Source organism: Streptomyces sp. NRRL S-920 (genome assembly GCF_000717945.1).
Taxonomy (GTDB): Bacteria; Actinomycetota; Actinomycetes; order Streptomycetales; family Streptomycetaceae; genus Streptomyces; species Streptomyces alboniger.
In genome coordinates, this window is the sequence record NZ_JODF01000018.1 from 13,102 (window position 1) to 28,196 (window position 15,095).

Sequence of the window (15,095 nt, forward strand, 5' to 3'; positions counted from 1 at the left end):
GGCGGGGAACCGCGCGACAGGCCACGGCGAACTCGCGGATGAACGGCGGGCGACGGATGGACCGCCTAGCGTCGACCCCGTGCAGAAAGAACTCCGGGTGGCGGCCTACGCCGTATGCGTACGCGACGGACAGGTGCTGCTCGCCCGCTGGGTAGCGGGCGACGGCAGCAAACGCTGGACGCTGCCCGGGGGCGGCATGGACCACGGCGAGGATCCCTACGACACCGTGATCCGCGAGGCCGACGAGGAGACCGGGTACGTCGTCGAACCGGTGGCGCTCCTCGGCGTCGACTCGTTGCGCCGCCGCTACCCCCGCAGGCTCGGCGCCGTCGCCGACTTCCACGGGCTGCGCATCCTGTACGAGGGGCGGGTCACCGGCGGCGAACTGCGGCACGAGACCGAGGGCTCCACGGACCTCGCGGCCTGGCACGCGCTGGAGTCCGTGCCACACCTCGACCGTGTCGGACTCGTCGACATCGGCCTCGCCCTGTGGCGCTCCCGCCCCGCCGACGGCCACATCGACCGCGCCGCCGACCCCGGCCGGTGAGCCCGCGACGAGCCTCCCCTTCCCCGGAAGGTGAACATGGAGTGACCGCTTCCCCTCCGCGTGGAAAGAGTCCGATGACCGCGCGGGGTGCCCGGTGATCCACGTACGGTGATCGGCGCTGCCCGTTGCGGTCTCGTTCACACGCAGGTCACCCCCGATGCCAACGATCCAGTACGAGCGGGAAATCCGCGGGCCGCAACCAGGTCCCGGACCCCCCCCGCGACCACTGCCGACGCGTTCGCACTCGGGGAGACCGCGCATGCCGCGCATACGCTCTGTCGCCACCGCAACTGCCGCATCCGCCACGGCCGCCGCGGGAGCCGCCTCCGTCGCGGCCGGCGCCGCGGGCCGCCTCGACCGCCGCGCCCTCCTCGCCGCCACCGGAGCGGTCACCCTCTCCGCGGGCATCGGCTACGCGCTGGGCCCCGGCGCCGGTTCCGGCAACGCCTCACCCGCGGGGCACGCCGCCGTCCCGCGCTCCCGGCAGGCACCCGCCGCGCCCCTCGCCCCGTACAAGAGCGGCACCACGCTGCTCACCACCGCCGCCGCGCGCGGCACCTCCGGCTACCGGCGGCTCGGCGATGGGCCCGGTTGGCCGCGCGTGGTGCGCGGTGACCTCGCGGCGCCGAAACCGGGGCGGGAGGGGCGCAGGACCGCGCTCGCCGCCTTCGTGCAATTCACCGACCTGCACCTGGTCGACGTACAACACCCGCTGCGGTACGAGTACTTGCGCGCACAGACGGCGAGCGCCTGGCGGCCCCACGAGTCCCTCTCGGTGGCCGGCGCCGTCTCCCTCGTCGAGCGCGTCAACGCCCTGCGCGGCGCCCCCGCCACCGGCGCCCCCCTGCACTGCGTCGTGACGACCGGCGACAACACCGACAACAACTCCCGCACCGAACTGGACTGGTTCCTCAAGGTGATGAGCGGCGGCCGCATCACCCCCAACACCGGTGACCCGCGCCGCTACGAAGGCGTGCAGGACAGCGGCCTCAAGCTGTACTGGCACCCGGACGACGCCCTGCGCGACGCCGACAAGGCGCTCGGCTTCCCGCGGCTGCCCGGCTTCCTCGACGCCGCCGTCCGCGAGGTCAACAGCCCCGGCCTCGACCTGCCCTGGTACTCCACGGTCGGCAACCACGACGCGCTGCCCGGCGGCTGCTGGGCGCCCAAGGACGCGTACTTCACCGAATTCGCCGTCGGCGGCAAGAAGTTGATGTCCCTGGAAGAGACGCGGGGCGCCGCCCTGTGGAAGGCCGTGAAGAAGGGGCGCGACCCCAAGGGCGCCCACTTCAAGGAACTCCTCAAGAGCGAGGCGCGGCGCATGCGGTCCATCACGCCCGACGAGTCCCGGGCGCCCTTCACGCCCGCCGAGTACGTCCTGGCGCACCTGGCTCCCGCCCACGCGGGCGCGGGCCCGGTCGGCCACGGCTACACCCAGGAGAACCTCGCGTCGGCCACCCAGTACTACTCCTTCCGCGTCAGCGACGACGTGCTCGGCATCAGCCTGGACACCACCGACCCCGGCGGCCACTACGAGGGCTCGCTGGGCACCGCCCAACTGCGCTGGCTGGAGCGGGAGCTGGCCGCCAACGAACGCCGCGCGGGCGGGCCTTCCTACGTCGTCGTCCTCAGTCACCACACCAGCCGGACCATGCGCAACCTCCGCCACGATCCGGCGCACCCCGGTGAGGCCCGGCACGGCGGCGAGGAGGTCCTCGCGCTGCTCGGCCGCCACCGCTCCGTCCTCGCCTGGGTCAACGGCCACAGCCACAAGAACGCCATCACCCCGCACCGCACCCCGCACGGGTCCTTCTGGGAGATCTCGACGGCCTCGCACATCGACTTTCCGCAGCTGGCGCGGGTCGTCGAGCTGGCCGACAACCACGACGGCACGGTCTCCGTCCTCACCACCCTCATCGAATCCGCCGCCCCGCACCGCACGGATTTCGCCGACCTCTCCCAGACCGGTCTCGCCGCGCTCTACCGCGAACTGTCCTTCAACGCCCCCGGCGCGAAGCCCGCGCTGGGCGGCGAGGCGGGCGACCGGAACACGGAGCTGGTGCTGCGCAAGGGCTGAGGCGCGGTAGGGGCCGCTAACGGGGAGCACCACGACGGCTAACGGGGGAGCACCACGACGTACGCCGCCGGTTCGCGGTCGTTCGACGCCATCAGCGCCGTCCGCAGGACAGTCGCCTGCTGCTCCGCCGAGTCCCTGAGCTTCTTCGGGGTGATGTGTACGACGGTGATGCCGAGCCGCTCCAAGTGCTCGCGCTTGCGGGCGTACTCGGACCACAGGGCGTCGTCGTCCTGGCACAAGTCCTGGCGCAGGCCTTGGCGGGGCGCGCGGGTGTCCAGCTCTACGGCGACGGCCTGCTCCGGCCAGAAGGCGTCGACGCCACCGAGGTGCGGGCCACCGGGCAGCCGCAGATCGACGTTCCACAGCGGGTCGGGCAGGCCGTGCTCGGCGACCAGCCGGTACAGCCGGTCCTCCGCGATGGCCCGCCCCTCGGCGAGCAGCGAGTCCACCGCGTCCACGACGTGCGGCAGAGCCAGCAGCCGTGCGTAACTCAACTCCCGCACGATCGCGGCGGGTTCGCAGTGCCCGCCGCGCACCGCCTCGGTCAGCAGCCGCCGTACGGCACCCGCCTCGGTGAGCTGCGCCACCGCGTCGGCCAGTGCGCGGGGCACGGGGGCCACGGGAACGCCCGTGATCTGCTGGGGAGTCGGCAGCGCGGCGCCGCGCATCAGCCGGACGAAGCCGACGGACCGCAGACGGCGGGTGCGGGGCACCAGGACGTCGATGCGGTCCTGGGAGAGCAGCGGGGGAGCGGACGAGAAGCGGTGCAGGGTGAGCGCCGCGAGGCCCGTGATCATCGCGTCGCCGTACGGGGCGTGCTGCTCGCCCGCGCCGGGCTGCGCGGGCACGGCTCGCGCCTCGCGGGCGGGCGGGCGCCCCGCGTACAGCAGGGCGCCGTGCAGCCGCTCCTCGGTGGTCGGCGGGCCGGGGTGCAACAGGCATACGCCCGGCAGGAGTTGCCGCCAGGGCCCACCGGGGCGGCAGTGGGCACCGGCGTCGGCGGCGGAGACCCCGTGCTCGCGGAGCTGGGCGCTGCTGAGGACGCGGGGCCGGATGTGGGAGAGGGGCTGGAGGGGGAGCGGGGAGGGCGGGGCGTCGTGGTTCATGCCGGGGTCGTTCCCTCGGCCGCTCCGCCCTCTAACCGCTGTTACAGATCCGTCGACAAACCCGGACAAGCTCGCCCTAAAGCACGAGCGTTCGACTGCCGATGATCTCCGGCTAGGCCCCCGCGTCGCAAGCCTGTGCGCGCAGCGCGCGAGCGAGGTCGTCCCTGGCCTCCAGGACCAGGCGGCGCAGGGCCGGTGCCGACGAGGCGTGGGTGGTGAGCCACTCGTCCGTCGCCGCCAGCGTGCTCTCGTCGTCTTGCAGGTACGGGAACAGGCCCCGCACCACATCCATGCCGATCTGGATGGACCGCTCCGACCAGACCCGCTCGATCGCGTCGAAGTACTTCGAGACGTAAGGAGCGATCAGCTCCCGCTGCGACGGCTGGGCGAACCCCGCGATCGTCGCCTCGACCAGCGCGTTGGACAGCGCGTCCGACTCCACCACGGCGGCCCACGCCTGCGCCTTGACCGCCGCCGAGGGCCGCGCGGCCAGGCACCGCACGTGGTGCCGCTTGCCGGAAGCCGTGTCGTCCCGGGCCAGCTCGGCCGCGAGGACGTCCTCACCGGCGGCCCCGTGCGCGGCCAGCGGGCCGAGGAGTGCCCAGCGCAGCTCCTGGTCGACGTCCAGGCCGTCGATCCTGGCCGTGCCGGCCAGCAGGCCCTGGAGCAGTTGCAGGTCGGCCGCCGAGGAGGCCACCGCCGCGAAGAACCGCGCCCACGTCAGCTGATGCTGGCTGCCCGGCTCGGCGATCCGCAGCTCTCGCAGCGCCCCCTCGGCGAGCGCCCGGCCGCCCTCCTCGCGCCAGTCGGGCGCGGCGTAGTGCGTGAGGGCGGAGTTGGTCCACGCGTGCAGCATCTGCAACACGCCGATGTCGCTCTCGCGCCCCGCGAAACGCAGCACCAGGCCGATGAAGTCACGGGCCGGCATCAGCCCGTCCCGCGTGAGGTTCCACAGCGCCGACCAGCACAGCGCCCGGGCCAGCGGGTCGGCGATGTCGCCGAGGTGCTCCCGCAGCGTCGCGAGGGAGTTCTCGTCGAAGCGGACCTTGCAGTACGTCAGGTCGTCGTCGTTGGCCAGGATCAGCTCGGGCGCCGCCTCCCCGGCCAGCTCGGCCACCACCGTGCGCGGGCCCTCGACGTCGATCTCGGCGCGGGCGTACCGCTCCAGCTCGCCGCCGGCCGCCCTGCGGTACAGGCCCACCGCCACCCGGTGCGGGCGCAGCTCGGGGTGGGACTCGGCGGCCTCCTGGAGCACGGACAGCTCGGTGATCCGGCCCTCCGCGTTCAGGATGACCTGCGGGGTGAGGGAGTTGACACCGGCTGTCTGGAGCCAGGACCGCGACCAGGAGGCCATGTCGCGCCCGGACGTCTCCTCCAGGACCGACAGCAGGTCGCCGAGGACCGTGTTGCCGTAGGCGTGGCGCTTGAAGTAGCGGCGGGCGCCCTCCAGGAAGGCGTCGCGTCCCACATAGGCGACGAGTTGCTTGAGGACCGAGGCGCCCTTGGCGTACGTGATCCCGTCGAAGTTGAGCTTGGCGTCCTCCAGGTCGCGGATGTCGGCCGTGACGGGGTGCGTGGAGGGCAGCTGGTCGGCGCGGTAGGCCCACGCCTTGCGGTTGTTGGCGAAGGTGATCCAGCCGTTGGTGAAGCGGGTCGCCTCGACCATCGAGAAGGAGCCCATGAAGTCGGCGAAGGACTCCTTGAGCCACAGGTCGTCCCACCACCGCATGGTGACCAGGTCGCCGAACCACATGTGGGCCATCTCGTGGAGGATCACGTTGGCCCGGCGCTCGTACGACGCCTGGGTCACCTTGCCGCGGAAGATGAACTCCTCGCGGAACGTGACCAGGCCGGGGTTCTCCATCGCGCCCAGGTTGTACTCCGGCACGAACGCCTGGTCGTACTTCCCGAAGGGGTAGGGGTAGTCGAAGTTGTCGTGGAAGAAGTCCAGGCCCTGCTTGGTCACCAGGAAGACGTCGTCGGCGTCGAAGTGCGGGGCGAGGCCCTTGCGGCACATCGCGCCGAGGGGGATCTCCAGGCGCGTGCCGTCGTCGAGGACGCGCTCGTAGGAGTCGGTCACGTGGTGGTACGGGCCGGCCACGACCGCCGTGATGTACGTGGAGATCGGCTTGGTCTCGGCGAAGCGCCATACGCCGTCGGTCAGTTCACCCACGCCGTTCGACCAGACCGTCCAGCCCTCGGGGGCCTTCACCTCGAAGCGGTAGGGCGCCTTCAGGTCGGGCTGTTCGAAGTTCGCGAAGACGCGGCGGGCGTCGGCGGGCTCGTACTGCGTGTAGAGGTAGACCTCGCCGTCCTCGGGGTCGACGAAGCGGTGCATGCCCTCACCGGTGCGGCTGTAGGCGCACTGGGCGTCCACCACCAGTTCGTTCTCCTCGGCCAGGTCCTCCAGCGCGATCCTGGTGCCGTCGAAGGCCTGGGCGGGGTCCAGGTCCTTGCCGTTCAGACAGAGGGCCGTGACGCTCGGCGCCACCAGGTCCGCGAAGCTCGCGGCGCCGGGCTCGGCGCGGAAGCGGATCGTGGTCACCGAGCGGAACGTGCGCGGCTCCTGACCGCTCTCGCCGAGCGCCGAGCGCAGGTCCAGAAAGACCTCGTAGCCGTCGACGGACAGCAGCGCGGCCCTCTCGCGGGCCTCGTCGCGGGACAGATTCTCACCGGGCACGGGCGGCACTCCCTTGTGACTCGCATGACTGGCATCTCGAATGCCTACGATCCTCGCATGGGGCCCCGGCGGCCGACATCCGGGAATGCCCTGGCCGACCCCCGACGTTCCCCTCCCCGAGCGCCGAACACATCCCCTAGGGAGAGACATGTCCGAGAACACCGGCAAGACCCCGGTCGATTTCTGGTTCGACCCGCTGTGCCCCTGGGCGTGGATGGCGTCGCGCTGGATGCTCGAAGTGGAGAAGCTCCGTGACGTCGAGGTCCGCTGGCACGTGATGAGCCTCGCCGTGCTGAACGAGGACAAGCTCGACCAGCTTCCGAAGGACTACCGCGAGATGCTCGCGAACGAGGCCTGGGGGCCGGTGCGCGTCGTCATCGCCGCCCAGCAGAAGCACGGCGAGGAGATCACCGGCAAGCTCTACACCGCGCTCGGCACCCGTATCCACAACCGCGGCGAGGGCGTCACCCGCGAGGCTGTCGTCGGGGCCCTGGAGGACATCGGGCTGCCCGCCGACCTCGCGGACTACATGGACTCCGACGCCTACGACACCGAGCTGCGCGCCTCCCACAAGGAGGGCATCGACAAGGTCGGCCAGGAAGTCGGCACGCCCGTCATCGCCGTCCCCGGCGCCGACGGCGAGCAGGTCGCCTTCTTCGGCCCGGTCGTCACCCCGGCCCCCAAGGGCGAGGCCGCGGCCCGCCTGTGGGACGGCACGCTGCTCGTCGCGTCGACGCCGGGCTTCTACGAGATCAAGCGCACGCGTACGCAGGGCCCGATCTTCGACTGACGCACCGGTACGGCAGACGCACCAGTACGGCAACCGAAAGGCCCCCGTGAGTCACGTCCTCACGGGGGCCTTTCCTTCATCCGCCTGCCTCGGCGAAAGTTGAGAAGACGATCACGAGGCAGGGCGTTCACGGGCTGTCACCGGGGGAGCGGCCGACAGCCCTGGCTCACGGGGTCAGCAGCAGGCTGTTCACGCGCTGCTTGGCGGCCTCGTAACGCTTGGCGACGTCCTGCCAGTTGACGACCTGCCACATGGCCTCGATGAAGTCGACCTTCTGGTTCTTGTACTGGAGGTAGAAGGCGTGCTCCCAGGCGTCGAAGACCAGGATCGGCGTGGAGCCCTGGCCGACGTTGCCCTGGTGGTCGTAGACCTGCTCGACGATGAGGCGGCCGCTGAGCGGCTCGTAGGCGAGCACGCCCCAGCCCGAACCCTGCGTGGTCGCCGAGGCCTTGGTCAGCTGGGCCTTGAACTTGGCGAAGGAGCCGAAGGACTCGGCGATGGCGTCCGCCAGCTCGCCGACACCGTCGGCAGCCAGCGGCTCACCGCCGCCACCGTCCTTGGGGCTGTTCATGTTGTGCCAGTAGATGCTGTGCAGGATGTGGCCGGAGAGGTGGAAGGCCAGGTTCTTCTCCAGGCCGTTGATGGCACCCCACGTCTCCTTGTCGCGCGCCTCCTCCAGCTGCTCAAGGGTGTCGTTCGCGCCCTTCACATACGCCGCGTGGTGCTTGTCGTGGTGCAGCTCGATGATCTGGGGGTTGATGACCGGCTCGAGCGCCGCGTAGTCGTACGGAAGTTCTGGAAGCGTGTAAATGGCCATGTCCGAGCCCTCCGACTGCTGCTCTGCTTGTTCCAAGCGCTTATTGCAACCTCTATGCAAGTGCAGGCTAGCAGCAGGAGTCCCGGGAAGTTGATCAGCCCTTCGTCCTAGGACCGCCGGGTACGCCGGATATGCCAAGGGGCCCGGGGTCGATGACGACCCCGGGCCCCTTCGCGTACGTATCGATGTCCTACTCGGCGACCGCGGCCACCGACCGCTCCGCCAGCCGCTGCCGCACGAACCCGATGATCGCGAGGCACAGCGTCAGCGCCCCCGTCGCCAGGAGCTGCTTGCGCGTGTCCGGCTGTTCCGTCATCAGGTAGAAGATGTACGCCATCCCGGCCAGCGCCACCCAGGTGAGGAAGGGGTACGCCCACATCTTCACCACGAGCTTCTGCGGCTCCTCGCGTTCCGTCCTGCGGCGCAGGATCAGCTGCGAGACGGCGATGAAGATCCAGACGACCAGGATCATCGCGCCGATCATGTTGAGCAGCCAGGGGAAGACCTTGTCGGGGCTCCAGTAGCTGAGCAGTACGCAGACGAAGCCGAAGACCGAGGAGGCGAGGACGGCCAGGCGCGGCACGCCGCTGTCGACTCGGCCGAGCACCTTGGGGCCCTGGCCGCGCTCGATCAGGGAGTACGACATGCGGGAGGCGCCGTAGATGTTGGCGTTCATCGCGGAGAGCAGGGCGATCAGGACGATGACGTTCATGATCTGGCCGGCGCCGGGGATGCCGAGGTGGTCCAGGGTGGCGACGTAGGGGCCCTTGGCCACGACTTCCTTGTTGTCCCAGGGAAGCAGGGTGACGACGACGAGCATGGAGCCGACGTAGAAGAGGGCGATGCGCCACATCGCCGTGCGCACGGCCTTGGCGACGCTGTGGACCGGGTTCTCGGACTCGGCGGCCGCGATGGTGACGGTCTCCAGACCGCCGTACGCGAAGACCGAGGCGAGGAGGCCGATGATCAGGCCGTCCGTGCCGTTCGGCATGAAGCCGCCGTCGCCGGTGAGGTTGCCGAGGCCGGGGGCCGGGGCGTCCGAGCCGGGCAGGATGCCGAGGATGGCGAGGGTGCCGATGCCGAGGAAGAGCGTGATGGCGCCGACCTTGAGGGCGGCGAACCAGAACTCGAACTCGCCGAAGTTCTTCACGGCCGTCAGGTTCGCGCCGCAGAACACCAGCATGAACAGGGCGACCCAGGCCCACTGCGGGCTGTCGGGGAACCAGCCCACCATGATGTTCGCGGCGCCGATGCCCTCAAGGCCGACGGCGACGCAGAGCAGGAACCAGAAGCCCCAGCCCGCGGTGAAGCCCGCCCAGGGGCCGATGGCCCGCTCGGCGTGGACGGAGAAGGAGCCGGAGGCCGGGTTGGCGGCCGACATCTCGCCCAGCATGCGCATCACGAGCATGACGAGCGCGCCGGATATCGCGTAGGCGAGGACGATCGAGGGCCCCGCCGCGGCGATGCCCGCCCCGGAGCCCACGAAGAGACCGGCGCCGATCACGCCGCCGAGGGCGATCATGGAGAGGTGCCGCTGCTTGAGGCCGTGGACGAGCGGGGAGTCGGCCTTGGGTGCCGCATCAGGTGCTGCCGGGTCAGGTGCTGGTGCTGCGTCCTGGGAGCTGGACGTCCGAGACATGGGCGTGCCCTGTTCACTAGCCGAGACGGGGAGACGAGCGGGGGACAAACAAAGAGGGACAAACGAGGATCGAGCTGAGTTCGAGCGGGCTCGAACGGGGTCGAGCGGGCCCACAGTCTGAAGTCCGGCACCGCTGACAGGGAATGGCTGACCGCTATACGGACACGACGCCTACACCCCGTGAAGAAAGAGACACACCACGTTCACGGAAACTTCACGCACGCCGCGCGCGCCACTCCCGCAGCCCCGCCACCGCCAGCACGAGCCCCGTCGCGCCCGCCGACCACAGAAGCTGCGGCCGCGCCCCGTCGTCGGTCAGCATCAGGCCGAGCACGGCGGCCATCGCGGCCAGCGCCACCCAGGTCAGATACGGGAAGGCCCACATCCGCAGCACCAGCCGCTCCGGGGCCTCGCGCTCGATGCGCCGCCGCAGCCGCAGCTGGGACACCGCGATGAGCGCCCAGACGAACAGCAGCACCGCGCCGACCGAGTTGAGCATGTAGAGAAAGACCGAGTCGGGCCACTTCAGATTGAGTGCGACCGATACGAAGCCGAACGCGACCGAGGCGAGGACCGCGCGGCGCGGCACCCCGCCGCCGGACACCTTCAGGAGCGCCTTCGGTGCCTCGCCGCGCTCGGCGAGGGAGAACACCATCCGGGAGGACCCGTAGAGATTGGCGTTGAGCGCCGAGAGCAGGGCCACGAACACCACGATGTTCATGATCGTCCCGGCGGACGGCACGCCGATGGAGTCGAGCACCGTGACGTACGGGCTGGCCCCCGCCCGCTGCGCGGTCCACGGCAGCACGGTCACGATGACCAGCATCGAGCCGACGTAGAAGAAGAGGATGCGGTAGACGGCGCTGCGCACCGCGCGGGCGACCGAGCGGACCGGGTCGTCGGACTCGGCGGCCGCGATCGTGACGACCTCCAGGCCGCCGAAGGCGAAGACGACCGCGAGGACCCCGGAGATCACGCCCGCCCAGCCGTTGGGCAGGAAACCGCCGTCACCGGTGAGGTGGGTGAGGCCCGTGGGGTCGGTGTCCGGCAGCACCCCGAAGATCGCCAGCAGCCCGAGCACCAGGAACGCCACGATCGCGAAGATCTTCAGCGCCGCGAACCAGAACTCGAACTCGCCGAAGTTCTTCACCGCCGCGAGGTTGGCGCCCGTGAAGACGAGCATGAAGATCAGCACCCAGGCCCACTGCGGGACCGCGGGCGCCCAGCCGTTCGCGATCTGCGCGGCGCCGGTCGCCTCCACGGCGAGCACGACCACCAGCAGGAACCAGTAGAGCCAGCCGACGCTGAACCCGGCCCAGCGGCCGAGCGCCCGCTCCGCGTGCACGGAGAACGACCCCGACGCGGGCATCGCCGCCGACATCTCGCCCAGCATCCGCATCACGCACATCGCCAGCGCGCCCGCGATCAGATACGAGACGACGATCCCGGGCCCCGCGACCGCGATCCCCGCCCCCGACCCCACGAAGAGCCCGGCCCCGATGACCCCGCCGAGCCCGAGCATGGTGAGGTGCCGCTGCTTGAGCCCGCCGCCGAGCGGTTCCCCGGTGCCGGGTGCCGATTCATCGGGGGGTGCGTCGTGCATGGTGCTCAGCGCTGCTCTCAGGTTCACAGAAGACTTTGGTGGGACCCCACAGTCTCCCCGGGCGGCAGCCCTCCGCGCAAAACGGGGCACCCACCCGCCGACCTCCGTGACGAGCGTCACGCCGTACGGGGTGTACGCGGCGCTCTTTGTACGGAGCCCACCAAGGCCCCGCCCCCGGGTTGTCGCCCGGAGCCGCTGTGGGGGCGCTCCCGCCTGGGATAGCGTCGTCGCGTCCCAACCTCCCCACGTCCTCGCGGAGTCCCGATGAGCATCGCCGCTGCCACCACCCGCCCCGGCCAGGTCCTCGCCGACCTGCTGCCCGCGTCCCGCGTGAAGGACGCGGCCCTCGTGCTCGGTGGCGCCGCGCTCACCGGGATCGCCGCCCAGATCGCGGTGCCCGTGCCGGGCTCGCCCGTTCCGGTGACCGGGCAGACCTTCGCCGCGCTGCTCGTCGGCACCTCGCTCGGCGCCCGTCGCGGCTTCCTCTCCCTCGCGCTGTACGCCGTGGTCGGTATGGCCGGCATGCCGTGGTTCGCGCAGGCGACGTCGGGCGCCGCGCTCCCCACCCTCGGCTACATCCTCGGCATGCTGCTCGCCGCCACGGTCGTGGGCGCCCTCGCCCGCCGCGGCGCCGACCGTTCCGTGGCGCGCATGGCGGGCACGATGGTGCTCGGCTCCGCGATCATCTACGCGGTCGGTGTCCCCTACCTCGCCGCCGCGACCGGCATGTCGCTGACCCAGGCCGTCGCCGCCGGGCTCACGCCCTTCCTGATCGGCGACGCCCTGAAGGCCGCCCTCGCGATGGGCGCGCTGCCCACGGCCTGGAAGCTGCTCGACCGCTAAATGACGCTGTAGTTCCGCCTGAAGAGGTTCGCCGGGTCGTACGTGGCCTTCAACTCGGCGAGCCTCTTCCGCGTTTGCGCGTCGTACAGCCCCTGGGGGCGGTCGGCACCGCCGAACGCGAAGTTGAGGGACCGCCCGAGCCTCTGCCCCGCCACGCACCCGAACGCCCGCGCGTGCAGTTTCCGCGCCGCCTCGATGTCCGTGCCGTCCAGCGGGGAGAGGATCCGCACGAGCCAGCCGGCCTCGCGGAAGGGCACCGCGTTCGGCGCGGGCCGCGCGAGCGCCCCGCCCAGGTGGTTGATCTGGACGACGTGCATGGCATCGGCGTCCGGCCCGGTCAGCGCGAGCAGTTCACCGGCCGCGGCGGCGTCGAGGCCGCTCAGCAGCACACTGTCCCCGTAGTACGCGTGCGGGAAGTCCGGGTCGCTGTGAATGGTGGGGCTCTCGGTGTACGGCATCTCCCGCAGCGTGTCCGACACGGCGGGCCCGAGCGCGCGCAGCGGCGCCACGAGCCGCTCGCCCTCGGCCGCCGCTCCCGTGAACGCGACGCGCACCGAGACGAGGTAGCGGCCCCGCAGGTGCGGCGGGAGCTGGGGGATGTCGGGGTAGACCACCGCCGCCAGCGAGGAGGTCAGCTCATCGGGCAGGGTCCGCGTCCACTCCTCGTAGCCGCGCAGCAGGGCGTCCGGCGGCGTCGTACGCCCGTCGAACGCGAGGGACCCGCCGTAGAGCCTCGCCACCGGCACCAGGCCGATCTCCAGCTCCGTGACCACGCCGAGGTTCGCGCCGCCGCCGAGCAGGCCCCAGAACAGCTCGGGGGCGCTGTCGGCGGTGACATGGCGCGGGGCGCCGTCGGCCGTGACGACGTCCAGCGAGCGGACGTGGTCGGCCGCGTATCCGAACTCCCTGGCCAGGATGGGCAGGCCGCCGCCCAGCGTGTACGAGACGACACCCACGCCCGGCGCCGAGCCGTTCAGTGGGGCGAGCCCGTGGGGCGCCGCGGCCTCGACGACCTGGCCCCAGCGGGCACCGGCGCCCACGGTGACGGTCCGGGCGTCGGCGTCGACCCGGACGGTGTCCATGCGCCGCGTACTGATCAGGACTCCGCCCTCGGAGGCGCCGGGAAGCCCGTGCCCGGTGGCCTGCACCCCTACGGGCAGGCCCTGCCCGGCAGCGTACGACACGGCCGCGACGACGTCCTCGGCGCTCGTGGCGCCGACGACGAGGTCGGGCCGCGTTACGAAACCGGTCTGGAATCCGGCGAGTTCGTCCTCGTACCCGGCGTCGCCGGGCCGGAACACGAGTCGCTGGTCGATGAGATCCACGGGTGCCTCCGTTGTGCCGCGTACGCCTGAGCCGCGTACGTCTGTCCGAACAACGGAGAGGGTCCCGCGAAAAGCTGACAACCACCGTCAACTAATCACGGGACCCCGGACGGAATGTCAGGCTCCGACCTGCTCGCGGGGCCGGACCTTCTCGCGCACCACCGAGAACACGACCACGAACGCGGCCGCCAGGAGCGAGAGCAGCACCTGCTTGCGCCCGGTCTCGTCGGTCAGCATGTAGACGAGGACGAACGAGATCATCGCGATCGTCACCCACGTCAGGTACGGGAAGAGCCACATCTTCACGACGAGCTTCTCCGGCTCCTCGCGCAGGATGATGCCGCGCATCCGCAGCTGCGTGAAGCAGATCATCAGCCAGACGAACAGGGCCACCGCGCCCGACGAGTTGAGCAGGAAGTCGAAGACGGTGTCCTTCCACTGGTAGTTGAACCAGACGGCGACGAAACCGAAGACGACGGAGCCGAGGATGGCGGCCCGGGGCACGCCGCGCTCGTTGGTGCGCGCGAAGGCCTTGGGCGCGTCGCCGCGCTGGCCGAGCGAGAAGGCCATGCGGGAGGCGGTGTAGAGCCCGGAGTTGAGGCAGGAGAGCACGGCCGTGAGGACGATGACGTTCATGACCTGACCGGCGTGCGGGATGCCGATCGAGTTCAGCGCGGCGACGTAGCTGCCGTGCTCGGTGATCGACTTGTCGTTCCACGGCAGGAGCGTGATCACGACGAGGATCGAGCCCAGGTAGAAGACGCCGATGCGCCAGATGACGCTGTTCGTCGCCTTGGTGACCGCGCGCTGCGGGTCCTCGGACTCACCGGCGGCCAGCGTGACGATCTCGCTGCCCATGAAGGAGAAGACGACCATGAGCACACCGGTGAGGATGGCGCCCGCGCCCTTGGGCATGAAGCCGCCCGCGTCCGTGAGGTGCGCGAATCCGGCGCCCGGGTTGTCGGAGCCGGGCAGCAGGCCGAAGACGGCGAGCAGACCGATGACGACGAAGCCGCCGATCGCGACGACCTTGATCCCGGCGAACCAGAACTCGAACTCGCCGTACGAGCCGACCGAGACGAGGTTCGTCGCGGTGAGCACCACCATCACGATGAGCGCCCAGCCCCACTGCGGGACGGCGGGTATCCAGCCGTTGAGGATCACGGCACCGGCGGTGGCCTCCACCGCGAGCACGACGACCCAGAAGAACCAGTAGAGCCAGCCGATGGAGAAGCCGGCCCAGCGGCCGAGTGCCTGGTCGGCGTAGGTGGAGAAGGAGCCGGAGGTGGGCCGGGCGGCGGCCATCTCGCCGAGCATCCGCATCACGAGGACGACCATCGTGCCGACGAGGGCGTACGAGATGAGGATCGCGGGTCCTGCGGCGGCGATGCCGGAACTGGAGCCGACGAAGAGACCGGCGCCGATCACACCGCCGATCGCGATCATGGAGAGGTGGCGGTTCTTGAGACCCGCTTTCAGGCCGTCGCCGGTGTCACCAGTGCCGCCAGACTGCGGTTCCCCAGGGGATGAGGGGTTGCTGTCTGCCTTCGCAAGGGAGGGTTGCGAGGTCATGGACGAATCCTTAAGTTCTCGGGTCACGAGCCCTCGCATTCAAACTCAGGAGCGATCGGGACGGAAGTCCTGAATCCGGATCGTTGCTTTCCGGCC

Annotated in this window: 11 protein-coding genes; 4 read left to right on the top strand and 7 right to left on the bottom strand. The window is 70.8% G+C overall.

Going from position 1 to position 15,095, the window contains the following annotated elements:
* The first annotated feature begins 79 nt into the window (after window positions 1–79).
* Window positions 80–547, top strand: coding sequence for an NUDIX hydrolase (locus IG54_RS0115425; protein WP_030783226.1), 468 nt, complete (start codon window positions 80–82; stop codon window positions 545–547).
* A gap of 259 nt (window positions 548–806) precedes the next feature.
* Entirely contained in the window at window positions 807–2,624 is a 1,818-nt protein-coding gene (locus tag IG54_RS0115430) for a TIGR03767 family metallophosphoesterase (protein WP_030783228.1), read from the top strand.
* 38 nt (window positions 2,625–2,662) lie between these two features.
* Here IG54_RS0115430 and IG54_RS0115435 read toward each other — a convergent pair whose 3' ends face one another.
* On the bottom strand, window positions 2,663–3,730 hold the full coding sequence (locus tag IG54_RS0115435) for a hypothetical protein (protein WP_030783230.1): 1,068 nt from the start codon (window positions 3,728–3,730) through the stop codon (window positions 2,663–2,665).
* Between the two features lie 112 nt (window positions 3,731–3,842).
* The gene (pepN, locus tag IG54_RS0115440; protein WP_030783232.1) at window positions 3,843–6,410 is read right to left on the bottom strand and encodes an aminopeptidase N; all 2,568 of its coding nucleotides are present in this window, start codon (window positions 6,408–6,410) and stop codon (window positions 3,843–3,845) included.
* 148 nt (window positions 6,411–6,558) lie between these two features.
* Between pepN and IG54_RS0115445 the strand changes: the two genes are divergently transcribed.
* On the top strand, window positions 6,559–7,200 hold the full coding sequence (locus IG54_RS0115445) for a DsbA family protein (protein ID WP_030783234.1): 642 nt from the start codon (window positions 6,559–6,561) through the stop codon (window positions 7,198–7,200).
* A 166-nt stretch (window positions 7,201–7,366) separates the two neighbouring features.
* Here the strand turns inward: IG54_RS0115445 and IG54_RS0115450 are convergent, their stop codons facing one another.
* The 3 genes from IG54_RS0115450 to IG54_RS0115460 form a co-directional block, all read right to left on the bottom strand.
* Window positions 7,367–8,017 carry a superoxide dismutase gene (locus IG54_RS0115450; protein ID WP_030783236.1) on the bottom strand — a complete coding sequence of 217 codons (651 nt, stop codon included), beginning with the start codon at window positions 8,015–8,017 and terminating at the stop codon, window positions 7,367–7,369.
* 190 nt (window positions 8,018–8,207) lie between these two features.
* Window positions 8,208–9,656, bottom strand: coding sequence for an amino acid permease (locus IG54_RS0115455; RefSeq protein WP_030783239.1), 1,449 nt, complete (start codon window positions 9,654–9,656; stop codon window positions 8,208–8,210).
* Window positions 9,657–9,870: 214 nt separating this feature from the next.
* Entirely contained in the window at window positions 9,871–11,259 is a 1,389-nt protein-coding gene (locus IG54_RS0115460) for an amino acid permease (RefSeq protein ID WP_030783241.1), read from the bottom strand.
* 264 nt (window positions 11,260–11,523) lie between these two features.
* On the opposite strand from IG54_RS0115460, the gene IG54_RS0115465 reads away from it, so the two are divergent.
* On the top strand, window positions 11,524–12,102 hold the full coding sequence (locus tag IG54_RS0115465; protein WP_030783243.1) for a biotin transporter BioY: 579 nt from the start codon (window positions 11,524–11,526) through the stop codon (window positions 12,100–12,102).
* Here IG54_RS0115465 and IG54_RS0115470 read toward each other — a convergent pair.
* Window positions 12,099–13,418, bottom strand: coding sequence for an FAD-binding oxidoreductase (locus tag IG54_RS0115470; RefSeq protein ID WP_037897200.1), 1,320 nt, complete (start codon window positions 13,416–13,418; stop codon window positions 12,099–12,101). The genes IG54_RS0115465 and IG54_RS0115470 overlap by 4 nt on opposite strands.
* A gap of 126 nt (window positions 13,419–13,544) precedes the next feature.
* Window positions 13,545–14,999 (bottom strand): amino acid permease, encoded by a 1,455-nt coding sequence (locus tag IG54_RS0115475; RefSeq protein ID WP_030783246.1) that lies wholly within the window; start codon window positions 14,997–14,999, stop codon window positions 13,545–13,547.
* Between the last annotated feature and the right edge of the window lie 96 nt (window positions 15,000–15,095).